Annotated in this window: 18 protein-coding genes; 8 read left to right on the forward strand and 10 right to left on the reverse strand. The window is 72.4% G+C overall.

The window, feature by feature from the left end; genetic code table 11:
- Nucleotides 1–51: 51 nt before the first annotated feature.
- Nucleotides 52–1,362 carry a 1-deoxy-D-xylulose-5-phosphate reductoisomerase gene (gene dxr / locus IEY93_RS13735; protein ID WP_189163411.1) on the reverse strand — a complete coding sequence of 437 codons (1,311 nt, stop codon included), beginning with the start codon at nt 1,360–1,362 and terminating at the stop codon, nt 52–54.
- A 282-nt stretch (nt 1,363–1,644) separates the two neighbouring features.
- On the opposite strand from dxr, the gene IEY93_RS13740 reads away from it, so the two are divergent.
- Nucleotides 1,645–2,784, forward strand: coding sequence for a trypsin-like serine peptidase (locus IEY93_RS13740; RefSeq protein WP_189163412.1), 1,140 nt, complete (start codon nt 1,645–1,647; stop codon nt 2,782–2,784).
- A gap of 51 nt (nt 2,785–2,835) precedes the next feature.
- Nucleotides 2,836–3,975: a trypsin-like serine peptidase gene (locus IEY93_RS13745; RefSeq protein ID WP_189163413.1), complete on the forward strand. Its 1,140-nt coding sequence runs from the start codon at nt 2,836–2,838 to the stop codon at nt 3,973–3,975.
- Between the two features lie 142 nt (nt 3,976–4,117).
- On the opposite strand, the gene IEY93_RS13750 is transcribed toward IEY93_RS13745, so the two are convergent.
- Nucleotides 4,118–5,545: an aldehyde dehydrogenase family protein gene (locus IEY93_RS13750; RefSeq protein WP_189163414.1), complete on the reverse strand. Its 1,428-nt coding sequence runs from the start codon at nt 5,543–5,545 to the stop codon at nt 4,118–4,120.
- Nucleotides 5,546–5,772: 227 nt separating this feature from the next.
- Here IEY93_RS13750 and IEY93_RS13755 point away from each other — a divergent pair, with 227 nt between their 5' ends.
- Nucleotides 5,773–6,417: a TetR/AcrR family transcriptional regulator gene (locus IEY93_RS13755; protein WP_189163415.1), complete on the forward strand. Its 645-nt coding sequence runs from the start codon at nt 5,773–5,775 to the stop codon at nt 6,415–6,417.
- Here the strand turns inward: IEY93_RS13755 and IEY93_RS13760 are convergent.
- Complete coding sequence (locus tag IEY93_RS13760) at nt 6,371–7,909, reverse strand: PucR family transcriptional regulator (protein ID WP_189163416.1); 1,539 nt, start codon at nt 7,907–7,909, stop codon at nt 6,371–6,373. The two genes, IEY93_RS13755 and IEY93_RS13760, sit on opposite strands and share 47 nt — an antisense overlap.
- Before the next feature lie 145 nt (nt 7,910–8,054).
- On the opposite strand from IEY93_RS13760, the gene gabT reads away from it, so the two are divergent.
- Entirely contained in the window at nt 8,055–9,452 is a 1,398-nt protein-coding gene (gene gabT / locus IEY93_RS13765; RefSeq protein WP_189163417.1) for a 4-aminobutyrate--2-oxoglutarate transaminase, read from the forward strand.
- A gap of 168 nt (nt 9,453–9,620) precedes the next feature.
- Nucleotides 9,621–9,860: a hypothetical protein gene (locus tag IEY93_RS13770; RefSeq protein ID WP_189163418.1), complete on the forward strand. Its 240-nt coding sequence runs from the start codon at nt 9,621–9,623 to the stop codon at nt 9,858–9,860.
- An 18-nt stretch (nt 9,861–9,878) separates the two neighbouring features.
- On the opposite strand, the gene IEY93_RS13775 is transcribed toward IEY93_RS13770, so the two are convergent.
- The 5 genes from IEY93_RS13775 to IEY93_RS13795 form a co-directional block, all read right to left on the reverse strand.
- Nucleotides 9,879–11,132, reverse strand: coding sequence for a saccharopine dehydrogenase family protein (locus IEY93_RS13775; RefSeq protein ID WP_189163419.1), 1,254 nt, complete (start codon nt 11,130–11,132; stop codon nt 9,879–9,881).
- Between the two features lie 206 nt (nt 11,133–11,338).
- Nucleotides 11,339–12,637, reverse strand: a complete 1,299-nt coding sequence (locus tag IEY93_RS13780) for an extracellular solute-binding protein (RefSeq protein WP_189163420.1) — start codon at nt 12,635–12,637, stop codon at nt 11,339–11,341.
- Between the two features lie 78 nt (nt 12,638–12,715).
- Nucleotides 12,716–14,203, reverse strand: coding sequence for a CoA-acylating methylmalonate-semialdehyde dehydrogenase (locus IEY93_RS13785; RefSeq protein WP_229691114.1), 1,488 nt, complete (start codon nt 14,201–14,203; stop codon nt 12,716–12,718).
- An 89-nt stretch (nt 14,204–14,292) separates the two neighbouring features.
- Entirely contained in the window at nt 14,293–15,591 is a 1,299-nt protein-coding gene (locus IEY93_RS13790) for an aspartate aminotransferase family protein (protein WP_189163422.1), read from the reverse strand.
- 148 nt (nt 15,592–15,739) lie between these two features.
- Nucleotides 15,740–17,269, reverse strand: a complete 1,530-nt coding sequence (locus IEY93_RS13795; protein WP_189163423.1) for an MFS transporter — start codon at nt 17,267–17,269, stop codon at nt 15,740–15,742.
- A gap of 75 nt (nt 17,270–17,344) precedes the next feature.
- Between IEY93_RS13795 and IEY93_RS13800 the strand changes: the two genes are divergently transcribed.
- From IEY93_RS13800 to IEY93_RS13810, 3 genes are all read left to right on the forward strand, one after another.
- Nucleotides 17,345–18,133, forward strand: a complete 789-nt coding sequence (locus tag IEY93_RS13800; protein ID WP_189163424.1) for a TetR/AcrR family transcriptional regulator C-terminal domain-containing protein — start codon at nt 17,345–17,347, stop codon at nt 18,131–18,133.
- 233 nt (nt 18,134–18,366) lie between these two features.
- On the forward strand, nt 18,367–19,980 hold the full coding sequence (locus IEY93_RS13805; protein ID WP_189163425.1) for a PucR family transcriptional regulator: 1,614 nt from the start codon (nt 18,367–18,369) through the stop codon (nt 19,978–19,980).
- A 251-nt stretch (nt 19,981–20,231) separates the two neighbouring features.
- Nucleotides 20,232–21,761: a phosphodiester glycosidase family protein gene (locus IEY93_RS13810; RefSeq protein ID WP_189163426.1), complete on the forward strand. Its 1,530-nt coding sequence runs from the start codon at nt 20,232–20,234 to the stop codon at nt 21,759–21,761.
- 130 nt (nt 21,762–21,891) lie between these two features.
- On the opposite strand, the gene katG is transcribed toward IEY93_RS13810, so the two are convergent.
- Nucleotides 21,892–24,123 carry a catalase/peroxidase HPI gene (katG, locus tag IEY93_RS13815; RefSeq protein ID WP_189163427.1) on the reverse strand — a complete coding sequence of 744 codons (2,232 nt, stop codon included), beginning with the start codon at nt 24,121–24,123 and terminating at the stop codon, nt 21,892–21,894.
- A 29-nt stretch (nt 24,124–24,152) separates the two neighbouring features.
- Nucleotides 24,153–24,590, reverse strand: a complete 438-nt coding sequence (locus tag IEY93_RS13820) for a Fur family transcriptional regulator (RefSeq protein ID WP_189163428.1) — start codon at nt 24,588–24,590, stop codon at nt 24,153–24,155.
- Between the last annotated feature and the right edge of the window lie 492 nt (nt 24,591–25,082).

Consider the following 25,082-nt stretch of genomic DNA (forward strand, 5'->3'; position numbering starts at 1 on the left):
CCGGGGCTCCGGGCCACCGTGCTCGGGTCCATCGGGGCTCGCCTCCGGCGGTCACCGCGCCGGGGCGGCCACCAGCTCGCCGGCCCGGGCGCGGGCCCAGGCGTCGGCGGCCAGGACCTCCTCCACCGTGTCCGCCGGGGTCACGACGTGCTCGGCGACCACGGCCGCGACGGTGTCGACGATGCCGGGGAACGGCAGCCGCCCGCCGAGGAACGCCGCCACGCAGACCTCGTTGGCGGCGTTGTAGACGGCCGGGGCGGTGCCGCCCTCGGCCCCCACGTGCCGCGCCAGCGCCACGGCGGGAAACGCCTCGTCGTCCAGCGGCTCGAAGGTCCAGGTGTGGGCCTTGGTCCAGTCGACCGCGGCGGCGGCGCCCGGCACCCGCGACGGCCAGCCCAGGGTCAGCGAGATGGGCAGCCGCATGTCGGGCGGGCTGGCCTGGGCGATGGTCGACCCGTCGACGAACTCCACCATCGAGTGGACGACCGACTGCGGGTGGACGACCACGGTGATGCGGTCGAAGGGGATGTCGAACAGCAGGTTGGCCTCGATGACCTCCAGGCCCTTGTTGACCAGGGTCGCCGAGTTGAGGGTGATGACCGTCCCCATGTCCCAGGTGGGATGCTTGAGCGCCTGCTCGGGGGTCACATCGGCCAGCTCGTCCCGCCCGCGGCCGCGGAACGGCCCGCCGCTCGCCGTGACCACCAGCCGCCGTACCTGTGCCGGGTCGTAGCCGCCCGGCCCGGCCGCCCACAGGCACTGGGCGAGCGCCGAGTGCTCGGAGTCGACCGGAAGGATGCGGCCCGGCCCGGCCAGCCGCTTGACCAGCGGGCCGCCGATGATGAGCGACTCCTTGTTGGCCAGCGCGAGCACCCGGCCCGCCGACAGCGCGGCGAGCGTCGAGGTGAGGCCGACGGCGCCGGTGATGCCGTTCAGCACCAGGTCGCAGGGCCAGGCGGCGACCTGCGCCACTCCTTCGGGGCCGGCGAGCACCGGCACCGGGCCGATCGCCTCGCGCAGTTCGGGGACGGCCCGCTCGTCGGCGACCGCGACCACCTCGGGCCGGAACCGCCGCACCTGCCGCGCCAGCAGCTCGATCTGCCCGCCTCCGGCGACCAGCCCGGCCACCCGGAACCGCGCGGGGTCGCGCTCGATGACCTCCAGTGCCTGGGTGCCGATGGAGCCGGTGGAGCCGAGCACGACGATCGAACGCGGCTCGTCCGGGCGGGACGGGCCTGCCGGTCCGGCGAGGGCGGCCTGCTGGGCGTCGCCCGCGGCGGCCGAGCCCGTCGGAACGGCGCCCGTCGATGGCGGAGCGGCCGGGACCGCGCCCGCGGGTCCGCCGGCGAGAGGGGTCTGCATGCCCCCCATTATCGCGGCCCGGCGGGGGACCGCCCGCCGTTCCGGCCGGCCGTCACGGCTGCGACTGGTGGGAAACGAGCAGCTCAATGCCCGAAACCCGTCATACCGGTCTCGACGAATCGCGAGAAATGCCGAATTGGGCGGCATTACCTTCCCCGGTCAGAGCACGGCACCCCACCCCGCGGGAGCCGGGCCCGCGTGAGGACGCCGCGCGCCGCCGGGAGGCACACGGCGCCCCGGCGCGCGGCCCGGCCGCCGCGACCATCGCATGGAGGACCCCGCATGCAGCGCACGGTACGACGTCTCATCCCCGTTCTCGCGATCTCCCCTCTGGCGGCGGGCATCCTGCTGAACGCCTCGACCGCCGAGGCGGCCCGGCCGTCGGCCGCCCCCCGGCCCTCCGTGCACGGCGCCGCCGACACCGGCAAGGAGCAGCGCGACGTCAAGCGGTTCTGGACCCCGGCCAAGATGGCCGCCGCCCGGCCGCTGGACCTGGTGCGCTCACGCGGCGGACGGACGACCAGCACCGCGGGCGGCGGCAAGGTCACCCAGGTGGCCCCCGGCGCGCACGTGGCCGGGCGCGCCGCCGCCGCGGACGAACCGCCCGCCTCCCCTGCCCCCACCCAGGCCGTGCCCACCACGCCCGCGCCCCCCGCGCCGTCCTCCTCTCCCTCGGTCTCTCCCTCCGCCTCGCCCAGCGCGCCCCCGTCGCCGTCCCGCTCAGCGCTCGCGGCCCGCTCGGGCGGCGCCCCCTGGACGGCGGGCGGCGCGATCACCGCGACCGAGGGACGGGTGTTCTTCACCTATCAGGGACGCAACGCCTCCTGCTCGGGCACCGCCGTCACCAGTGCCAACAAGAGCGTGGTGATCACCGCAGGGCACTGCGTGAAGCTCGGCGGCGCCTTCCACACCAACTGGGTGTTCGTGCCGGGCTACAACGCCGGCAACCGCCCCCACGGCACCTGGGTGGCCACCAGCCTGCTGACCACGCCCCAGTGGAACGCGAGCGAGGACATGAACCACGACATGGCCGCGGCCGTGGTCGCCCCGCTCGACGGGCGGCGGCTGGTCGACGTGGTCGGCGGGCAGGGCATCGCGTTCAACCAGCCGCGCGGACGGCAGATGTACGCCTTCGGCTACCCCGCGGCGAGCCCGTACGACGGGTCCAGGCTGATCTACTGCGGCGGCCGGGTGTTCAACGACTACCTGGTCTCGACCGACCAGGGCCTCACCTGCGACATGACCGGCGGCTCCAGCGGCGGCGGCTGGTTCCTCGGCTTCGACGAGAGCACCGGCGCGGGCACGCTGAACTCGGTGAACAGCTTCAAGTACAACTTCGCGCCGTACTGGATGTTCGGCCCGTACTTCGGCGCGGAGGCCCAGGCGGTCTACAACGCGGCGCAGAACCAGGACGCCGCCTGATTTACCGAAAGTATCCGCAAGGCGACCATCCGTAGTCCACACTCGGGAGCCATGACCCCGATCCTCCCCCTGATCGCCGCCGTGTCGCTCGCCGCGGGGCCGGGCGGCACCGGTCCCGCCGCACCCGCGCGGGTCGTCCCGCCGGGGGGCCATCGTCCCCCGGCGGCCTCCTCCACCTCCTTACCCGTCCCCTCCGCCGCGGCCGCCGCGACGGAGGGAGTGGCCCGGCGCCCGGCCGCCCTCACCGCCGTCGATCAGCGCCGCGTCCTGGCGTACTGGACGCCACAGCGCATGGCGCGCGCGCTGCCCGGCGGCCTGCTCGGCTCGCTGGCCTCGATCGGCCGACCGGCTCTGGGCGCTCTTCCGCTGCGCCTCGCCGCGGTGCGGCCGCCCGTCGTCCGGCCGTCCGCGGGCGCACCTCCCCGCGAGCACCCCGGCGCGCCCGGCACCGCGCCGGCGACCCGCGCGCCCTCGGCCGCGGGAACGACGGCGGGCAGGCCGATGGTGAGCACGAGCGGCGCGCGGTGGGCCTCCGGCGGCGCGGTCACCCGCACCACCGGGCGGGTCTTCCTCACCATGCGGGGAGTGGACTACGTCTGCTCGGCGGGGGCGGTGCGCAGCCGCAACCTGGACGTCGTGGTCACGGCCGGGCACTGCGTGAAGGACGGCACGGGCGCCTGGGCGGAGAACTGGACGTTCGTGCCGGGCTACAAGGCGGGCGACCGGCCCTTCGGGATGTTCACCGCCCGCCGCATGCTGGTGCCCGAGCCGTGGTCGCGCAAGGGCGACGACAGCCACGACCTCGGCATGGTCGCGGTCAACCCCGTGGCCGGCCGGCACCTCGGCGAGGTCGTCGGCGGCCAGCGGATCGGCTTCGGCGTGCCGCGTGGCCGGCCGGCGGCCGGGTTCGGCTTCCCGGCCGACCCGCCCTATGACGGTGAGCACCTGATGTACTGCGCGGGCGGGACGGGCCCTGATCCGCACGGCCAGACCCACGACCAGGGCATGCGCTGTGACCTGACCGCGGGCTCGAGCGGCGGGCCGTGGCTGAGCTCCTTCGACCCGGCCACCGGGGAGGGCGTGGTGACGTCGGTGAGCAGCTTCAAGTACAGCGACGACCCGGGCACGATGTACGGGCCCTACCTGGGAGACCAGGCCCGCCGGCTGTTCGAGGCGGCGCAGCGGGCCTGACGTGGCGACGATCCTCGCGCGTGCCGCGGGCGCACCGGCCCGCGATCACGGCTCTCTCACAGGCGGAGGCGGGCCGGGCGCCCCTGGCCGGCGCGGCGGTCACCCGGCACTCCGGTGGGCTCATGGCCACGACCGGCCCGTGTCACAGGGTCAGGCCGGTGAGCACCATGACCTTCTCGTAGGTGTAGTCCTCCATCGCCGAACGCAGGCCCTCACGGCCGATGCCGGACTCCTTGACCCCGCCGTAGGGCATCTGGTCGGCGCGGTAGGACGGCACATCCCCGATGATCACACCGCCGACCTCCAGCTCCTTGCCGGCGCGGAAGGCCGTCTCCAGGCTGGAGGTGAAGACTCCCGCCTGCAGGCCGAACCTGGAGTCGTTCGCGACGGCGAACGCCTCGTCCACCGAGGCGACCGGCTGGAGGACCATCACCGGGCCGAAGACCTCCTCGCTGACGACCTTGGCATCCCGCGGGACGCCGGTCAGCACGGTGGGGGCGACGGTGGCGCCGTCCCTGGTGCCTCCGGTGAGCACCGTGGCCCCCGCGGCGACCGCCTCGGCCACCCACTGCTCCACGCGCTCGGCCGCCTCGACCGACACCAGCGGCCCGACCTGGGTCTTGTCGTCGGCGGGGTCGCCGACGACCAGGCCCTCGACGGCGGCGACGAGCTTGGCGGTGAACGCCTCGGCCACCGGTTCCTCGACGATCACCCGCTGGACGGCGATGCAGCTCTGCCCTGCCTGGTAGTTGGAGAAGAGCGCGACGCGGGAGGCCGCCCAGTCGAGGTCGGCGTCGGCGAGCACGACCGCCGCGGCGTTGCCGCCGAGTTCGAGCGTGACGTGCTTGCGCGGCACGCGGTCCTTGATGGCGTACCCGACCGGCCCGGACCCGGTGAACGACACCACCGGCAGGCGCGGGTCGTCGACCAGTGCCCCCGCGCGCTCGTTCGGCACCGGCAGCACCGAGAACATGCCCTCCGGCAGGCCGGTCTCGGCGATGATCTCGCCGAGCAGCAGCGCCGACAGCGGGGTCGCCGGCGCCGGCTTGACGATCACGGGCGCGCCGACCGCGATGGCGGGCGCCACCTTGTGCGCCACCAGGTTGAGCGGGAAGTTGAACGGCGTGACGGCCAGCACCGGCCCGTACGGCTGACGCGAGACGTAGGCCAGGCGGCCGGCGGCGGCGGGCTCGGTGTCGAGCCGCTGGACGTCGCCGCTGAAGCGGCGGGTCTCCTCGGCCGCGAAGCGGAAGGTGGAGACCGCGCGGCCGACCTCGCCGCGCGCCCAGAAGATCGGCTTGCCGTTCTCGGCGCTGATCAGCCGGGCCGTCTCCTCCGCGCGTTCCGCCAGCCGGCGCGAGATGTGGGCCAGCGCCTCCGCGCGCACGTGGATCGGCAGGGCGGCGGCCTGCTTACGGACGGCGTGCGCGGCCGCCACCGCCTGCTCCACCTGGCCGGGGTCCGGCACCGACGCGACGCCGACGACCCGGCCGTCGTGGGGGTTTGTCACCGTGAGCTCGTCTTCGCCCGTCGCGGGCGAACCGGCGAGCCAGAAGGGGCGTACGTCCATGAGCCGACGCTATGCCTTCCCGCGAACCGGGGCGCTACTCCACTGCGGACAAGCGCTCACCGGGATCGCTCCACTCCGCATAAAGAACATTCTTTCCCCGTTCTGTAACGAACATGCCGAGTTTTCCGGATGTTTTCTGTCGCATGACGGTTTGAAGGTCGCGACACATGGTTAAGTCAAGATGCGGGTCCGCGTGGGATCCGCGGGGAGAAGGGGCTGAGTCGCTCATGGGTTCGCCTGCGCCGCTCGGCCTCCAGGGCGCCTACACGCCGGGCAACCAGTCCTCCCAGGATGAGCTGCGTGCCCGGCTCATCACGGTGGCCGGCGAGCTACTGGTGACCCGGGGCGCCGACAGCCTCACCGTCCGGCGCATCGCCGCCGAGGCCGGGTGTGCCACCACCGTGGTGTACACCATGTTCGGCAGCAAGGAAGGGCTGGCGGAAGCGCTCTACCTGGAGGGCTTCGAGCGGTTCCGCCGCACGCTCGCGGCGGTCCCCCGCCACCCCGACCCGCTTGAGTACCTCACCTCGCTGGGCCCGGCCTACCGCGAGGCGTGCCTGGCCGAGCCGGGGTACTACAGCGTGATGTTCGAGAAGGCGATCCCCGGCTTCGAGCCGAGTGAGCGGGCGCGCACGCTCGCCCGGGCGGCGATGAACATCCTCGACCGGGCCATCGCCGAGTGCATCTCGGCCGGTTACCTGGTGCCCACCCAGCCACGCAAGATCGCCGACTGCCTGTGGGCGGCGGCGCAGGGCGCCGTGAGCCTGGAACGTGCCGGGTTCCTGAACGGCGACCGAGTCTACGCCTCGGTGACGCTGGCCGCGATCAGCCGCTACCTGGTGCAGAAGGACGGCCAGCCCTACCCGTACTGACCTCCCGGGCGACCGGCTCCCTGCGGCCGGGTTCCGGCGCCGCGAGCGCGACCCACAGCTCGGCGCGCACCCCGGGGTCGTCCAGGTCGCGGCCGAGCAGTTCGGAGACCCGGCGCATCCGGTAGCGCAGCGTGTGCCGGTGGACACCGAGGCGCTGCGCGGCCGCGTCCCAGTGGCCGTTGCACTCCAGGTAGACGCGCAGCGAGTCCGCGAGGTCGGCCCGGGAGCCGTACTCGCGCAGCGGGGCGAGCAGCGCGGCGGCGAACCCCGACAGCAGGCCGGGGTCGACCAGGGCGAGCAGCCGCTGCCCGGCGAGGTCGGGGAAGCGCATGACCGGGTCGGCGAAGGCGAGGGCTCGCCGCGCCTGGGAAAGGCCGGTGACCAGGTCGGACGGGTCGACCGGCGCGCTGAGCCCGGCCCGGCCGCCGCGCGCCGCGATCTCGGCGAGCGGCGCGGCCCGGTCCGCGGGCGCCAGCGCCACGACGAGGTCGTCCAGCGGCGCGGTGAACCCCGGCAGGGCGTCCTGCAGTTCCTCGGCGTCGTCCGGCAGGCAGGCGACCACGACCAGCGGGCCGTCGCCGAGGAGGTCCCTCGCCTCCTGCCCGGCGGGCAGGGCGGCCAGGACGTCGGTGGCGGAGTCGCGTTCGCCGGCCAGCAGCAACCGCAGCACGGCCGCGTTGACGCGGCGCTCGGCGGCCAGCCGGCCGCGGCGCTGTTCCAGGGAGAGGGCGAGCAGCGATCCGGCGGTGTTGACGACGGTGTGCCCGACCGGGGAGAACGGCCGCGGCCCGCCCACGGCGAAGAAGCCGCTGATCCGCCGCTGGTCGCCGAGCGGCAGGACGATGACGTGCTCGTGCGGTCCGGACAGCGCGAGACTGGCGGGCGCGCCGTCGGTGCCGCGCAGCCGGCCGAGCTCGTCCCGTACCTGCTCGGCGCCGTCGTCCGCGCCCGCGCCCGCGGTGTGCAGCACGGCGCCCGTCTCGTCGAACAGCGCCGCCCAGCCGTGGATCTCCGTGGCCAGCCGGCGGACCACCGCGGCCATCCCCCCGCCACCGAGCGCGGCGCGGGTCAGCCTGCCCTGGGCGGCGAAGGCGTCGCCGAGTTCCTCGTACCGCTCGGCGGCGATCATCTCGCTGACCGCCTTGCCGATGGCGATGAAGGGGGTCCCCCTGGGCACCTCGACCAGCGGGAGACCGGCACGGGCCGCGGCCTCGACCAGTTCGGCGGGCACCTCCTCGTGGCCGAGCCCCACGCCGAACCCCAGGCCCGCCACGCCGCGCCTGACCAGCCGGGCCACGTACGCCGGTGCACCGGCGGGGCGCAGCCGCATGCCGGTGGTGAGGACCAGTTCGTCGCCCTCCAGGAAGGGAGTGGGGTCCTCCAGCTCGCTGACGGCGACCCAGCGCACCGGGCGTTCCAGTGCGTCCTGGCCGGCGCGCACCCGAAGCCGCAGCGGCGCGAGGGCCGCCACCCGCCGCAGGCTCGGGGCCATGCCACTCCTTCGGGCGTTCGGGTGCCGGGCGTCGTCCACGGCCGGCACGGGACCGGGCTGTTGTACAACGTGGCCAAGCCAGACCGACATATTGTGACATGTCGCCAAGTCGGCAACCGGACGCGGTGGCCGTAACGTCACAGGCATGAGCAACGAGCGTGACGTCCACGAGCAGCCGGGCGCCTCTTCCGAGCAGCCCATCACGCACGGCGGGCCCGCACTGCCCCAGCGGCGCCGCCTGGTCACCGAGGTCCCCGGCCCGCGATCTCGTGAGATGTTCGCCCGCAAGCGGTCGGCGGTCCCGCCGGGCATCGGCACCACCCTGCCGGTCTTCGTGACGCACGCGGGCGGCGGCGTGCTGGTGGACGCCGACGGCAACTCTCTCATCGACTTCGGCTCGGGCATCGCGGTGACCACGGTGGGCAACGCCGCGCCGCGGGTGGTCGAGCGGGTCACCCGGCAGGTCGCCGACTTCACCCACACCTGCTTCATGGTCACCCCGTACGAGTCGTACGTGCAGGTGTGCGAACGGCTGAACGCGCTCACCCCCGGCGACCACGAGAAGCGCTCGTTCCTGGTCAACTCCGGCGCCGAGGCCGTGGAGAACGCGGTGAAGGTGGCCCGGCACGCGACCGGACGGCAGGCCGTCGTCGTGTTCGACCACGGCTACCACGGACGCACCCTGCTCACCATGACGCTCACGGCCAAGAACATGCCCTACAAGCACCGGTTCGGGCCGTACGCTCCGGAGGTGTACCGGATGCCGATGGCCTACCCGTTCCGGTGGCCCACCGGCCCGGAGAACTGCGCCGAAGAGGCCGCGGTGCAGGTCATGGACGCGATCGACAAGCAGATCGGCGCGCAGAACGTGGCCGCCATCGTGATCGAGCCGATCCAGGGCGAAGGCGGTTTCATCGAGCCCGCCCGCGGCTTCCTGCCCGCGCTGCTCGCCTACGCCAGGGCCAACGGCATCGTCTTCATCGCCGACGAGGTGCAGACCGGGTTCGCCCGGACCGGGCGCATGTTCGCGTGCGAGGACGAGGGCATCGTGCCGGACATCATCTGCACCGCCAAGGGCATCGCGGGCGGCCTGCCCCTCGCGGCGGTCACCGGCCGGGCCGAACTCCTCGACGCCGTCCACGTCGGCGGCCTCGGCGGCACCTACGGCGGCAACCCGCTGGCGTGCGAGGCCGCGCTGGGCGTGCTGGACACCATCGAGGCCGACGGCCTGGTCGAGCGCGCCCGGCGGATCGGCGACATCATGCTTCCCCGGCTGCGGGCGCTGGCCGAGCGGTTCCCGATCATCGGCGACGTGCGCGGACGCGGCGCGATGGTCGCCATCGAGCTGGTCGTCCCGGGGACCAGGCAGGCCGACCCGGCGATCACCGGGGAGATCCTCCGGCGCTGCCACGCGGAAGGGCTGGTCGTGCTGACGGCCGGCACCTACGGCAACGTGCTGCGCTTCCTGCCGCCGCTCTCCATGCCGGATCACCTGCTGGAAGAGGGCCTGTCCATCCTGGAGAAGGCCGTCGCGTCCGTTTAACACCACCACAAAAGGGGCACCCGGCTTTCACCGAGGTGTCCCTTTTGTTGTTGTACGGGCGGGGCGATGCCGGCGATTTAACCGGTCCTTGACATCGCCCTAGTCGATCACTTTGGGTAATGGGGCTATAACGGTCCGGGTAGGATACCTTCGATCGACGGGAGACCGATGAGCTGGCATCCAGCGGCACGGCCCAACCTGACGTTCGACCCACACGACCTGACCAGACCACAGCGCGAGGGCGACGCCTGCGTGGTCTGCCACAAGAAGTGGCCGCGGCCCCGGGTGCGGGTCGGCCGGCTGCCGGACGACGCTCCCGTCATGGCCTGCGAAGACTGCGCCAAGGCGCTGCTGCCCGCGCCGCCCAATCCCCGCCGCCAGGCCGGGCACGAGGCCGCCCTGCCCTGACCGGGTGCGCGGAGGGCGTCACTGCTCGCGCATGCCCCATGGGGAGCCGTACTCGTTCAGCAGTTCCAGGAACGGCACCGGGTCGAACGCCTCGGGGCCGAGCACTCCCCTGCCTCGCCAGACGCCGCGGGCCAGCAGTTCCAGCGCCACGACAGGGTGGACGGCCGTCTGCCAGACCACGGCCTGGGCGCCGTACTCGCGCATCGACCACTCGTTGTCCACCACGTGGTACAGGTAGACCTCGCGCGGCTCGCCGTCCCTGCCGGTGCCCTTGATCCAGGTGCCCGCGCAGGTCTTGCCGCGCATACGCTCGCCGAGCGTCGCCGGGTCGGGCAGGGACGCCGCCACGACGTCGCGGGGTGACACCGCGACGCCCCTGATCCGCACCGGCTCGGTCGAGTCGAGGCCGAGCTTGTGCAGGGTGCGCAGCACCTCGATGAACTCCGCCCCGAGGCCGTACTTGAAGGTGACCCGGCCGGCCTTCACCCAGCGCGGGACCAGCAGCACCTCCTCGTGCTCGACGTTGACGCACTCGACCGGCCCGATGCCCTCGGGGAAGTCGAAGACCTCCGGCTCACTGAACGGCTCGGTGGTGTGCCAGCCGCCGTCCTCCCACACCACCGGCGGGTTCAGGCACTCCTCGATGGTGGTCCAGATGGAGAACGTCGGGGCGAACGTCTCCTGTCCGTCCGGCCCTTCGACGACCAGGTTGGCCCCGTCGCGGATGCCGATCTCGTCGATGGTGTCGAACAGGTGGTCGGCGGCGTACCTGGCGAACACGTCGGCCAGGCCGGGCTCCACGCCCATGCCGACCAGGGCGAGCCCGCCCGCGGCCTCCCACTGGGGCGACATGGCGAACTGCTCGTCGCCGAGCTTGACGCCGGGCAGCTCATAGGGCCGCGAGGGGTGCGGCCGGGACAGCGACATGGCCATGTCCAGGTAGTCCGCCCCGGCCGCGAGGGCCGCCCGGAACAGCGGCATGTCGAAGCGGGGGTCCACCGCGTTGAACAACACGTCGCAGCGGTGCTCGCGCAGGGCCGCCGTCACCGCGGCCTCGTCGGAGGCGTCCAGCGCGATCGCGCTGAAGCGGTCCTCCGGGCGGAGGTCCCCGCCGGCCGCTCGCCGGCCGGCGGCCACCTGTTTGGAGACCACTGCCTCGGCGCGTGAACGGTCATAGTCGGCGACGACGATGTGCTGGAAGAAGTCGCGCCGGGCGGCGATCGGCACCACGGCCGAGCCCACGCCACCCGCGCCTACGAGAAGGATGCGCATGACAAGACGCTACCAACTGACTGGTCGTTCATTCAATAAGAGGACCGGTCGTGACCTGCGCACATCGCCACCGATTCCGTTGTGACCAACCGTGAGGGCGGCTGGGAACACGTCCCATCGCCCAGGCGCACCACCGATCCGGCACGACCACGCGCGCCCGCACCGGGCCACGGAAGGCGCACGGGATCAGCGGGCGGACGCGCCAGCTACTCGACGAGCGCCCGCCACCGGGCGGCCCACTCGGCATAGTCGGTGCACTCGCCGTCCGCGCCTTCGCAGTCGCTTCCCGGGAGAACGGCGAAGGCCACCTTCTTGGTGAAGGACTCGTCCCCGACGCGGTACGCGGCACAGATGTCGCGCTCGCGCCGTGCCTGGCCGGACCGCTCCGCGCCCTTGCCGGAGAGGTCGCAGGCGCCCGGGTTGGCCGGCGCCAGGAGGTTCCACACCGACGCCTGCTGCTGCGCCTCCGCGGAGATGGACCAGTCGATCCAGCGGTAGGCGCAGTTGGGCGCGGCCGCCCGCGTCGAGATCATCCAAGAGTCGGCCCAGCCGGTCGCCGGGGCGTCCGGCACCGCCTTCCACCCGCCATGGCCCGCCTTGCGCAGGATGTCCAGGTGGTAGGGCAGTGTGCGCGCCGCCTCGGCCGTGCCGCCGGCGAGCGCCTGCATCGCCTGGACCGGCTCCTTCCAGTAGATCCGCCCGCCGTCGCTCCCGGGCGTCCGGGCGGTGCCTCGCCCCGCGCCGAGCAGTGCGATCGCGGCGTCGAGCTGGGCCGGGGTCAACTGGTACGGATCGTCGATGCCCAGCTTGGGCCGCAGGCGCCGGAGCGCGAGGGCGGCGTCGGCGATGGTCATCGGGCTGTCCCTGAGCGCGACCGGGCCAGGCGCCTCGTACAGCGCGGAGCCGGCGGGCGGCCGCGTCCTGCCGCTGTCGTACAACGTCGCGTACCAGCCCCACAAGTACGGCACTCCGTACACCTGGCCGCCCGCGGTGACCGAGCGCTGTGCCCGCAGCCACTCGGGGATCTCGTCGTAGTTCGGCACCAGGGAGGTGGTGATCGGCACGACCTTGCGTTCGGCGACCAGCCGGCCGCCGACCTCGGGCGGCGCCGACACGACGTCGTAGGCGGTGCCCGCCAGCATCTTGTCCATCTGGTCGTCGGCGGCCGGGAAGCGCAGGTTGACCCGGCAGCCCGTGGCCCGCTCGAACGGCGTCACCCAGTTGTACGCCGGCTGGGTCCCGCCGTACTCGGCGTAGCCGCGGAAGGTCAGGACGGTGACCGTGCCCTCCCCGGGGCCGAGGGCCGTCGGGGAGGGTGAGGGCGTGGGCGTGACCGGTGGGGCCGACGGGGAGGCCGGCGTCGCGACCGGTGTCGCCGCGGAACGCGCGGCCACGCTGCCGGCCGCCGCATCGGGCCGCCCCATGCCGCCACACCCGCCGGCGGCGACGGCGGCCGAGGTGATCAGCGCCAGGAACGACGCCAGACGCCTCCCGCCCGTGACCACCGCAGACCGCCCCCTTGTACTCTGCTTCCTGCGCGGCAGCCTACCGGCCGGGGACGATCGCCACGCCGGTGCGCCCGGCTACCCGTTGGTCGGGAACCCGAGGTTCACCCCGCCGTGGCCCGGGTCGAGCCAGCGCGAGGTGACGACCTTGCCGCGGGTGTAGAAGTGCACCCCCTCGGTGCCGTGGACGTGCGTGTCGCCGAACAGGGAGGCCTTCCAGCCACCGAAGCTGTAGTACGCCATCGGCACCGGGATCGGCACGTTGATGCCGACCATGCCGACCTCCACCTCGTTCTGGAAGCGCCGGGCCGCGCCGCCGTCGTTGGTGAACACCGCCGTCCCGTTGCCGTACTCGGTACCGTTGATGATCTCCAGGCCTTCCGTGTAGGAGGCGACCCGCACCACCGACAGCACCGGGCCGAAGATCTCGTCGCGGTGGACGGCCGACCCCGGCCTGACGTGGTCGACCAGGGTCGGGCCGAGCCAGAATCCGGGGGTCTCGGCGGCGCTGGCGCCGCCCTTGACCGGGGTGTCCCGCCCGTCCACGACGAGCTTGGCCCCCTCGGTGACGGCGGTGTCGAGGTAGGAGGCCACCTTGTCGCGGTGCGCCCGGGTGACGAGCGGGCCCATGTCGGCGTCGGGGTCGTCGCCCGGCCCGACGGTGAGCCGCGCCATGCGCTCGACGATCTTGGCGACCAGCTCGTCTCCCACCGGGTCCACGGCGAGCACGACCGAGATGGCCATGCACCGCTCCCCCGCCGAGCCGAACCCCGCGCTCACCGCGGCGTCGGCGACCAGGTCGAGGTCGGCATCGGGCAGCACCAGCATGTGGTTCTTCGCGCCGCCGAGCGCCTGCACCCGCTTGCCGTTCCGCGTCCCGGTCTCGTAGACGTACCGGGCGATCGGGGTGGACCCGACGAACGAGACGGCTCGCACGTCCGCGTGCTCCAGCAGCCGGTCGACCGCCGCCTTGTCCCCCTGGACGACGTTGAACACCCCGTCCGGCAGACCGGCCTGCCGCCACAGCGAGGCCATCAGCAGCGACGCCGACGGGTCGCGCTCGGAAGGCTTGAGCACGAAGGCGTTGCCGCAGGCGATGGCCACCGGGAACATCCACATCGGCACCATGGCCGGGAAGTTGAACGGCGTGATCCCGGCGACGACGCCGAGCGGCTGCCTGATCGAGAACGAGTCGACGCCGGTCGAGACGTTCTCCGAGAAACCGCCCTTGAGCAGGTGCGGGATGCCGCAGGCGAACTCCACGACCTCCAGGCCCCTGGCCACCTCGCCGAGCGCGTCGGAGCGCACCTTGCCGTGCTCGGCGCTGATCAGCGCGGCCAGTTCGTCGCGGTGGGCGACCATCAGCTCGCGGAACCGGAACAGCACCTGGGTCCGCTTGGTCAGCGAAGCGTCGCGCCAGGCGGGGAAGGCCGCCACCGCGGCGGCCACCGCCGTGTCCACCTCGGCGGGGGTGGCGAGGTCCACCCGGGCGGCCACGGCGCCCGTGGCCGGGTCGAAGACCTCACCCTGCCGTCCGGATGCGCCCGGCACCGCCGCGCCGCCGATCCAGTGGGTGACCCGCTTCGCCGGCGCCTCGCGGGCGTCCGTCGCCGCCCCGCCGTGCCGGTCCGGCGTCCCGTCCGCTGTCCGGTGGCTCACTTGCCCGTCTCCTCGTCGATCGTCTCCAGCGCGGTGAGGATGATGCCGAGCCCCTCGCGCGCCTCGTCCTCGGTCAGCGTCAGCGGCGGCGCCATGCGCAGCACGTTGCCGTACAGACCGCCCTTGCCGGCCAGCAGGCCGAGCTTCTTGGTCTCCTCCATGAACCGCGCGGCCAGCGCCGGGGACGGCGCGCCGGTGCCCGGGTCGACCAGCTCGACGGCGAACATCAGGCCCTTGCCGCGCACGTCGCCGACGACCGGCAGCCGCGGCATGGCGGCGCGCAGACCATCGATCAGGATCGCCCCGGTCACGGCGGCGCACCGCTGCAGGTCGTGGTCCAGCACGTAGTCCAGGGTCGCGTTGGCCGCCGCCATGGAGACCGGGTTGCCGCCGAAGGTGGACAGGCCGATCGCGTGCGGGCCGTCCATCAGGTCGCCTCGCGCGACCACGCCGCCGACCGCGAAGCCGTTGCCGAGCCCCTTGGCGAAGGTCATCATGTCCGGGGTGACGCCGTGGTTCTGGATGCCGAAGAAGGCCGAACCGGTGCGGCCCCAGCCGGTCTGCACCTCGTCGGAGATGAAGAGGACGCCCTCTTCATCCAGGACGTCCTTGTAGGCCCGGAACAAGCCGTCGGGCGCCATGGTGAACCCGCCGACGCCCTGGATGGGCTCGGCGATGAGCGCGGCGACGTCGTTGGCCACCCCGGTGGCCAGCAGGTGCCGCAGATCGTCCACGCAGGCGGCGATGTACTGCGCGTCGGACATGCCGCGGAACTGCGTCAGATGGCGGTCGGCGCCGTGCAGGAAGTGCACGTTCAGCGGGGACAGCGAGTTGTTCTTCCAGGAGCGGTTCGCGGTGACCGCGATCGCGCCGAAGCTTCGGCCGTGGTAGCTCTGCCGCATGGCGAGCACCTGGTCGGTCCCGCGGGCGTAGGTCGCGAGCAGCAGGGCCGTCTCGTTGGCCTCGGTGCCGGAGTTGGTGAAGAAGACCTTGGCGTTCTCGATGCCCGACAGCCGGGCGATCTTCTCGGCCAGCTCGACCTGCGCCCGCAGCAGGTAGACGGTGCTGGTGTGCACGACGCCGGTGGCGAGCTGACGCTCGACCGCGTCACGCACCTCGGGCACGTCGTACCCGATCATGTTGGTCAGGATGCCGGCGAAGAAGTCGAGGTAGCTGCGGCCTTCGGCGTCGACGACGCGGTTGCCCTTCCCCCGCACGATCTCGATCGGCTCGTCGTAGTAGAGGGACAACCAGGTGGGCATGACCGCACGATGGCGCGAGAGCAGCTCGGACATAGCCCGATTATCGCGACTCGCCGCCATGGCTCCCACCTCCAAGGTGTCGGCGGACCCGCGAATCACCTTACAGTCTGCTACCGCCTCGCTTCCCGGTCCCGGCCTGGGAGGATGCGTTCCGGGCCGGGACCGGGGTCGTCGATGCCGCTCAGGCGACCTTCTCGGGCTCGGGCTCTGACGGGGCGGCGGCGGATGCCGAGCGGGCACGCAGGACGGTGAAGGCCAGCGCGGCCGCGGCCAGCGTGAAGGCCATCGCGACCCAGGAGCCGAACGACATGGCCGACACGAAGGCGTCCTTGGCGGTGCGCACCAGCCCCGCGTCCCCTGTCTGCAACGCCGCGCCGATCGAGTCGCGTACGGCGGCGGGGGCGCTCTCGGGCATCCGCGCCGTGTAGACCCCGGCGAGCACGCTGCCGAGCACCGCGACGCTGAGCGCCATGCCGACCTGCTGGACGGTGTCGTTCAGCGCCGAGCCGACGCCCGCGTGCTCGGGCGGCACCGCGCCCATGAGCGTCGCGTACGCCGCCGGGCCTGCCAGGCCACCGCCGACACCCATGATCAGCAGGCCGGTGATGAGCTTGCCGTACCCGTCGGCTGGGCCGAGCGTTCCGAGCACGGCGAAGCCCGCGGCCATCACCGCCATGCCGCCCCCGATCAGCAGCCGGTTGCTGACCCGCTGCCCGAGCCCGGCGCCCACCCCGTTGAAGAGCGCCGCGGCCACCGCGTACGGCAGCAGCGCGAGGCCCGCCCGCATGGGGCCGTAGGACAGCACGAACTGCAGGTACTGCGTGAGCATGAGCAGCAGGGCGCCGGTGCCGAACGACATCAGCACGATGGAGAAGGACGCCCCGCCGAAGTCGCGGTCGCGGAACAGCCGAAGCGGCAGCATCGGATGGTCGGACCTGCGTTCCCAGAGGACGAACGCGCCCAGCCCGACCACCGCGACCACCACGGCGATCACCGCCTCGGCCGAGCCCCAGCCGGCCCGGGGCGCGGCGATCACCGCGTAGACCAGGGCCGTCATGCCGGCCGTCGACAGCAGCGCGCCCAGCGGGTCGGTGGGACGGGCCGGGCCGCGCGACTCGGGCATCAGCAGCACGGCGGCGATCACCGCGACCACCGCGATCGGCACGTTCAGCAGGAAGACCGAACCCCACCAGTAGTGCTCCAGCAGGAAGCCGCCGAGCGTCGGCCCGGCGATCACGCCCACCATGGCGACCGCGCTCCACGCGGCGAACGCCTTGCGCCGCTCGGAGTCGTCGAAGACCGTCACCAGGATCGACAGCGTGCTGGGCATCAGGAACGAGCCGCCCACGCCCATGAGCGCACGCGCGCCGATCAGCTGCCACGGCTCCTGGGCGAGCGTGGCCAGCAGCGAGGCCGCACCGAACGCCAGCAGGCCGATGACCAGGAAGCGCCGCCGGCCGTACCGGTCGGACAGGCTGCCCACGGTGAGCAGCAGGCCGGCGAACACCAGGACGTAGGCGTCGATGATCCACTGCACGTCGGACGGGGTGGCGCCCAGGTCGCGGATGAGCGACGGGATGGCCAGGTTGAGCACCGTGTTGTCCACGACCAGCACCAGCAGGCTGACGCACAGCACGCCAAGGATCCACCAGCGGCGCGGATGCCCGCCAGGGGCCGGGCCGCTCTCTTCTCGTACACCGTTCGATTCCACTCGCACAGCGTACGATAGGTATCGCACGGTGTGCGAGAGAATTATTGTGGAGAGCGGAAGAAGGAGTCCGCATACGTGCCGGCGAAACGTTTCACCTCGGTCTGGTCCCGCGAAGGCGCGCAGAGAGCCGCGCCCGCCCGGGAGCAGCCCGCGCTGAGCCGCGACCAGATCGTCAGGGCGGCCATCGACCTGCTCGACGCCGAAGGGCTGGACGCTCTCAGCATGCGCAAGCTCGGTGCCCGCCTCGGCGCGGGTGCCACCAGCCTCTACTGGCACGTGGCGCACAAGGACGAGCTGCTCGAGCTCGTGCTGGACGAGGTCTACTCCGAGGTGCTCGTCCCCGGCCCCGAGGCGGCCGCCGGCTGGCAGGACACCGTCGCGGCCTTCGCGTATGGGCTGCGCGAGGCGATATTGCGGCACCCGTGGTCGGTCGCGCTCGTCGGCGTCATGCCGAGCATCGGGCCGAACGCGCTCACGGCGGCCGGCCGGCTCACCCAGGCCATGGAGAACGCCGGTTTCACCGGGCTGACCCTCGACTACGCGGTCAGCGCCGTTCTGGCCTACACCCTCGGCGCGACGACGCCGGAGGCCGGGTGGGTCACCACCGTGGGCCGGTCGAGCGGCGACGCGGAGGAGTGGATGACCAACATGCGCGACCAGCTCAAGGTCGCCGCCGCCGACCATCCCGAGATGCTGGCCCGCTTCGACGGCTACCTGTGCCTCGACCTCGACCGCACCCGCCACCTCGCCTTCGACTACGGGCTCTCGGCCCTGCTCGACGGCCTGCGGCATCGCCTCCACCAGCCCGACGCCCCGGCCGGCCAGGCGGCACGACCGGGCCCCCGCACGCCCGACGCGGCCTGATCCAGGGGCGAGCGATCGCATGCCCGGCCGGTGGACGCGACGCCGGGCGGAGCACCGATCGCCCGGCAGGTCCCGCACCGGCCCGGCCGGGGGCTGGACGTACCTGACCCGGCGAACTCCGCGCCGGTGATGAGATGGAACGATCAGAGCGCCTGATCCCCGCCATATCGGCCGAGCACTATGTCAGGTATGAGATGACCGTTTTTACAGGCTGATCGGCTAGGCTCGGTGTCATGCTACCGACACTGGCCGACGTCCTGGCTCTGGACGCCGTCCGGCGGGGCACTCCGAGCGTGGTCGCGGGCGGCGACCGGCTCGGCACGCGGGTCCGCTGGGTGCACGTCGGAGAGGTCAGCGACATCGCCCACCTGCTGCGCGGCGGCGAGCTCATCCTCACCACCGGCGTCGCCCTGCCCAGCGAGCCCGGCAAGCTGGCCGACTACATCTCCGACCTCGCGGGCGTCGGCGCCTCCGGCCTGATCGTCGAGCTCGGCCGCCGCTTCGTCGGCGAGCTGCCGCGCGCGGTGGTGGACGCGGCAGAGATGCACGGGCTCCCGCTGGTGACCCTCGCGCGCGAGACGCCGTTCGTGCAGATCACCGAGTCGGTGCACTCCCGCATCATCGACATCCAGCTGGAAGAGCTGCGCGCCTCCGAGCAGTTGCACGAGGTGTTCACCGAGCTGTCGGTGGAGGGCGCCTCCCCCGCCGAGGTGCTCGCCCAGGTCTCCCGCCTGTCCGCCCGGCCCGCACTGCTGGAGAACCTCGCCCACCAGGTGCTCGCCTGCGAGTCCGCCGGGCGGGACACCGGCACCCTGCTCGCCAACTGGGAGGCCCGGTCGCGCGCCGTGGCCCCCCGCGAGCGGACGGCCTATGACCCGTCGTCCGGCTGGCTGGTCACCATGGTCGGCGCACGCGGGCACGACTGGGGACGTCTCATCCTGTTCTGCGACTCCCCGCCCAGCCCGCGCGACATCGTCCTCGCCGAACGGGCAGCGACGACGCTCGCGCTCGGGCGCCTGCTGGAACGCCACCAGGAGAGCCTGGAACGCCAGGCGCACGGCACGATCATCGCCGGCATCCTGAGCCACGCCTACGCCGACCCCGAGGAGGTCGCGGCGCGCGCCCGCGCGGTCGGCGTCCCCCTCACCGGGCGCAAGCTCCTCAGCGCGGTGCTCCGTCTCACCGATCGGCCGGGCGAGACCGTGCTCAACCTGCAGGCCAAGCTGACAGAGCTCGCCGAGGCCACCGCCGCCGCCTGCCGTGACGCCCGGCTGCCCGCCCTCGTCGGCGCCATGGATCAGAACCGGGTCGGCGTCCTGCTGCCGCTCCCGCCGCGCACGCCCGCCGAGGCCGCGCTCGCCGCGCTGGCCGACCGGCTCCGCGCGGCCTTCACCACGCCCTTCGTCCTGGCCGCGGGCTCGGTGGTCGAGTCGATCAGGGAGGTGCGGCGCAGCTTCCTGGAGGCGGAGCAGGTCGCCGAGGCCGCCGCCCGCCAGCCCGACCGCCGCCCGTTCTACCGCCTTCCCGATCTGCGGTTGCGCGGCCTGCTGCATCTGCTGCGCGACGACGCCCGGCTGCAGACCTTCGCCGAACGCGAGCTCGGCCCGCTGCTCGCCCACGACGCGCACCGCGGCGGCGACCTGACCGGCATCCTGCGCGTCTATCTCGACTCCGGCCGCAACAAGGCGGTCGCGGCGCAGCGCGCCCACCTGTCCCGCCCGGCGTTCTACGACCGGCTCCGCCGCCTCGAGCGGATTCTGGACACCGACCTGGACGACGTCGACTCCTGCCTGTCGCTCCATGTCGCGCTGCTGGCCCTTGAGTCGTTCCGCGGCGAGATGCCCTGACCTTCTCGGCACATCCCTGGCGGAGCAGAGGTGGCCGCGCGCCGACCGGGCCACCGCCCGTTTCCGCGCCGCGGCCGGCGAGCACCAAGATGCCCAATCGGCGCCATATTTACGACAAAGCGCCCATTTAACCCAATACCGGAAAAATCTCCGGTCACATTCTCGTAGACGTTCGCGTGTTTCCCGGCCCTCGGCCCTCCGCTGCCAAGAGCATGGTGCCCCGAAGGATCCGATCACCAACGGGAGACTCCATGCCACGTCGTCTCATCGCCGGAGTCGCCGCACTGTCCTTCCTCGCCGTCGCCGCCTCGGCGACCACGGGGACGGCCGGGGCCGCCTCGGCCGCTGGAACGGCGGAATCGGCGGCGATGGCGGGAGGCACGACCACCGCGAGCGCACGGTCGAGCCTGCCGTCCACGAAATTCCCCCTGGGGCAGCCGGGCAAGGCGACCGGGAAGAAGAAGGCGATCGCCAAGGGCATCGACCTGTTCACCGTCCGGCACGGTGAGTCCACCGACGGCTATACCGTGTCGGCGCTGATGAGCGGCAAGGACTACGGCAGTGCCGAGCAGGCCGAGGCCGCCGCCGAGGCGGTGCGCGCGGCCGGGCTTCCGGTCGGCATCCAGGAGGTCGCCCGGCCGGGCGTCGCCGACTACCCGGCGGGCGTCGGCTACATGGTGCGCACCGGCGTGTGGAAGCTCGACGAGCGCGCCGAGGCAGAGAAGGTGGTCAAGCGGCTCGGCAAGGCCGGCGTCAAGGCGAAGGTCGACTTCCTCGGAGACGACGGGCTGCAGACCACCGGTCCCTGGGACATGCGCGTGCTGACCGTGGACCCGCGCGCCTTCGGCGGCTCCTATCACGCCGGCATCGGGGTGAGCGTCGCCAAGCGCGAGACCACCTCCTCGATGGCCAAGAAGGCGGGCGCCGTCGCCGCGGTCAACGGCGGCTTCTTCAACATCCACACCGACAAGAAGCTCCGCGGCGAACCCGTCGGCGTCTCGGTGGTCAACGGCCGCCTGCTCAGCGAAGCGGTTCTCGGCCGCAGTGCCCTCATCCTGAAGGGACGCGGCGCGCGCATCACCGAGGTCGCGACCGCCGTATCGGCCACGTCCGCGGACGGCGAGAAGGTGGTGATCAACGGGGTCAACCGGGTCGCCGCCACCGACGAGCTGCTCCTCTACACCGAGGAGTTCGGGGAGAAGACCCCCGCCGATGAGGGCGCCGAAGCCGTCCTCGACGCCAAGGGCCAGGTCCTCGAGGTACGACCGGCAGGCGGCAAGGTGGCGGCCGGCACCCGCGTCCTGCACGGCACCGGCATCATGGCCGACTGGATCTGGTCGCACGCCTGGGAGAGCTGGAACCTGAAGATCACCACCAAGGTGACCGACCTCCGCTCCGGCAAGACCATCCCGCTCACCCCCGAGACCAGCATCATCGGCGGCGGAGTCGGCCTGGTACGCGACGGGCGCGAGCACGTCACGGCGAAGGCGGACGGTCACGCGAACATCAACATGATCCTGCGCAGGCACCCGCGCACCCTCGCCGGTGTCACCAAGTCGGGCGGCCTGATCCTCGCCGTGGTGGACGGCCGCAAGCCGGGCGTCACCGTCGGCGCCTCGATGGTCGAGGCCGCACACCTGATGCTCTGGCTCGGCGCGCAGCAGGCCATCAACCTGGACGGCGGCGGCTCCAGCGCGATGGTCGTCAACGGCAAGGTCGTCAACCACCCGTCGGACGGCACTGAGCGCGGCGTCGGCGACGCCCTGCTCATCCTCCCCTGACCGGCCCGCCGGTGGCGAAGACGCCACCGGCGGACACCGTTCCATCGGCCGGACGGAGAACGTCCGCGCCCCCCGCTATGACGAACGTCCAGGCCGGCCACCTCGGGCCGGCCTGGACGTCGTCGATCGGTCAGACCAGGTCGAACCGGTCCAGGTTCATCACCTTGACCCACGCGGCGACGAAGTCGTTCACGAACTTCTCCGTGGCGTCGTCGCTCGCGTACACCTCCGCGAGCGCGCGCAGCTCGGAGTTCGATCCGAAGACGAGGTCGGCCCGGCTGCCGGTCCACCTGACCTCACCGGTGACCGCGTCGCGCCCCTCGAAGGTACCGGCGTCCCCGGAGGTCGACGTCCACGTCGTGCCCATGTCGAGCAGGTTGACGAAGAAGTCGTTGGTCAGCGACTCGGGGGTCGCGGTCAGGACACCGAGCGGCGACTGCTGGTGGTTGGCGCCCAGGACGCGCAGGCCACCGACGAGGACCGTCATCTCGGGGGCGCTCAGCGTGAGCAGGTTCGCCCGGTCGATCAGCAGGTACTCGGCCGGCAACCGGCTGCCCTTGCCCTGGTAGTTGCGGAACCCGTCGGCCGCCGGCTCGATCGCGGCGAACGACTCCACGTCCGTCTGCTCCTGCGAGGCGTCCACCCGGCCCGGAGTGAAGGGGACGTCGACGGCGAAGCCGGCCTTCTTGGCGGCCTGCTCGACACCCACACCACCGGCGAGCACGATCAGGTCGGCGAGCGAGACCCGCTTGCCACCGGTCTGCTCGGCGTTGAAGGTCTCCTGGATCCCCTCCAGCGTGCGCAGCACCACCGCGAGCCGGTCGGGGTCGTTGACCTCCCAGCCGTTCTGCGGCTCAAGACGAATGCGCGCCCCGTTGGCACCGCCACGCTTGTCGCTGCCACGGAAGGACGAGGCCGACGCCCACGCGGTGGACACGAGCTCGGACACCGACAGACCCGACGCGAGGATCCGGTCCTTGAGAACGGCGATGTCCGCGGCGTCGACGAGCTCGTGCGTCAGCGCGGGCAGCGGGTCCTGCCAGAGCAGCGTCTCCGCCGGGACCTCCGGGCCGAGGTAGCGCACGACCGGGCCCATGTCGCGGTGGGTCAGCTTGTACCACGCGCGCGCGAAGGCGTCGGCGAACTCGTCGGGGTTGGCGTGGAAGCGCCGCGAGATCTGCTCGTAGATCGGGTCGAAACGGAGCGCGAGGTCGGTCGTCAGCATCGTCGGAGCGTGCCGCTTCGACGGGTCGTGAGCGTCGGGAACGGTGCCCGCCCCTGCGCCGTCCTTCGGCTTCCACTGGTGGGCGCCGGCGGGGCTCTTGGACAGCTCCCACTCGTAGCCGAACAGGATCCCGAAGAAGCTGTTGTCCCAGGTGATCGGGGTGTCCGTCCACGCACCCTCAAGACCGCTGGTGATCGCGTCGGCGCCCTTGCCGGTGCCGTAGGCGTTCTTCCACCCGAAGCCGAGCTGCTCGATCGGAGCGGCCTCCGGGTCGGCACCCACGTTGTCCGCCGGGCCGGCGCCGTGGGTCTTGCCGAAGGTGTGACCGCCCGCGATGAGAGCGACCGTCTCCTCGTCGTTCATCGCCATCCGGCGGAAGGTCTCACGAATGTCGCGGGCCGCGGCCAGCGGGTCCGGGTTACCGTTCGGGCCCTCGGGGTTGACGTAGATGAGACCCATCTGCACCGCGGCGAGCGGGTTCTCCAGCTCACGGTCGCCGGTGTAGCGCTCGTCACCGAGCCAGGTGGTCTCCGGACCCCAGTAGACGTCCTCGTCGGGCTCCCACACGTCCGCACGGCCGCCGCCGAAGCCGAAGGTCTTGAAGCCCATCGACTCCAGGGCGACGTTGCCCGCGAGGATCATGAGGTCGGCCCACGACAGCTTCTGGCCGTACTTCTTCTTCACCGGCCACAGCAGGCGGCGGGCCTTGTCGAGGTTCCCGTTGTCCGGCCAGCTGTTGAGCGGAGCGAAGCGCTGCTGCCCGGCGCCCGCACCGCCGCGGCCGTCGCTGATCCGGTAGGTGCCCGCGCTGTGCCAAGCCATCCGGATGATGAACGGCCCATAGTGACCGTAGTCCGCCGGCCACCAATCCTGCGAGGTCGTCAGCACCTCCGCGATGTCCTGCTTCACCACCGCGAGATCGAGGCTCTTGAACGCCTCGGCGTAGTCGAACTCAGCACCCAGCGGGTTGGCCACGGCGGGGTTCTTGGCCAGGATCTTCAGGTTCAGCCGCTCCGGCCACCACTGCCGGTTTCCGCCCCCCTGAGTCGGGTGCGCGGCGCGCCCATGCGCGACCGGGCAACCGCCTTCATCGCCCGCCTTGGGGTCTGTGACGATTGCATCATGGTTCTCGGACATGACAAATCCTTCCGGAGTAGATCGCTTGCTCAGGAACTGCGGGCGGTGGAGCAGGCGAGGCACAGGCCCCAGTAGATGACCTCGGCTTCATCGACGGAGAAGCCGTGATCGTCGGACGCGGTCAGGCAGGGCGCCTCCCCGACCGCGCAGTCGACATCGACGACGACACCGCACGACCGGCACACCAGGTGGTGGTGGTTGTCACCCACGCGTCCCTCGTACCGTGCCGGGCTGCCGGGCGGCTCGATGCGGCGGACGAGTCCCACCGCGGTGAGCGCGTGCAGCGCCTCGTACACGGCTTGCAGGGAGACGTGGCCCACCCGGTCGCGCACGCCCGAGGCGATCGCCTCGACGTCGAGGTGGTCACCGTCCCGGACGGTTTCGAGCAGTGCGACGCGGGCGGCCGTCACCCGCAGCCCGACACCGCGCAACTCGGCGGCGGTGCCCGGAGTCTGGGACACGGTCATCGCGTCGAACCCACCTTCATAAACACGAACCGCCCAAGAACACGAATGCTCCAAGTCTAGTGCCGCGTCCTGGGACGTCCACCCCCATTGCGACATGACGCGCCGCCATCCTCCGGCGGAACGAACACCACCACCACCAGCATCCGACTGCATCCACTCACATCCAGCCCGACCGCGCCGATGGACAGCAGCGAATCGAACCCCCGGCGAACCCCGGGAACGCTCGGCAGCGGGCAGGCCGACGAAGCCTGCAGACCTGGAAGACGCGGCAGGCTCAGGAACACCAGGAGATGCGCAGACGGCAGGGAACGCGGCGGACACCTGGAGGCCGGCAGACCTGGTGACGATCCGTGAGGCGCGGGACGCGAGGACACGCCAGGAACAAGGACAAGCCGGGGCGCAGCACGCTCCTGGCGCCGGGAGAAAACCCCCGGAAACGCAGGAAGGCCGCCCGGAACCCGGGCGGCCTACCTACACTCATCTATCAAATTT

It is taken from the genome of Sphaerisporangium melleum, from assembly GCF_014646695.1.
Taxonomy (GTDB): domain Bacteria; phylum Actinomycetota; class Actinomycetes; order Streptosporangiales; family Streptosporangiaceae; genus Sphaerisporangium; species Sphaerisporangium melleum.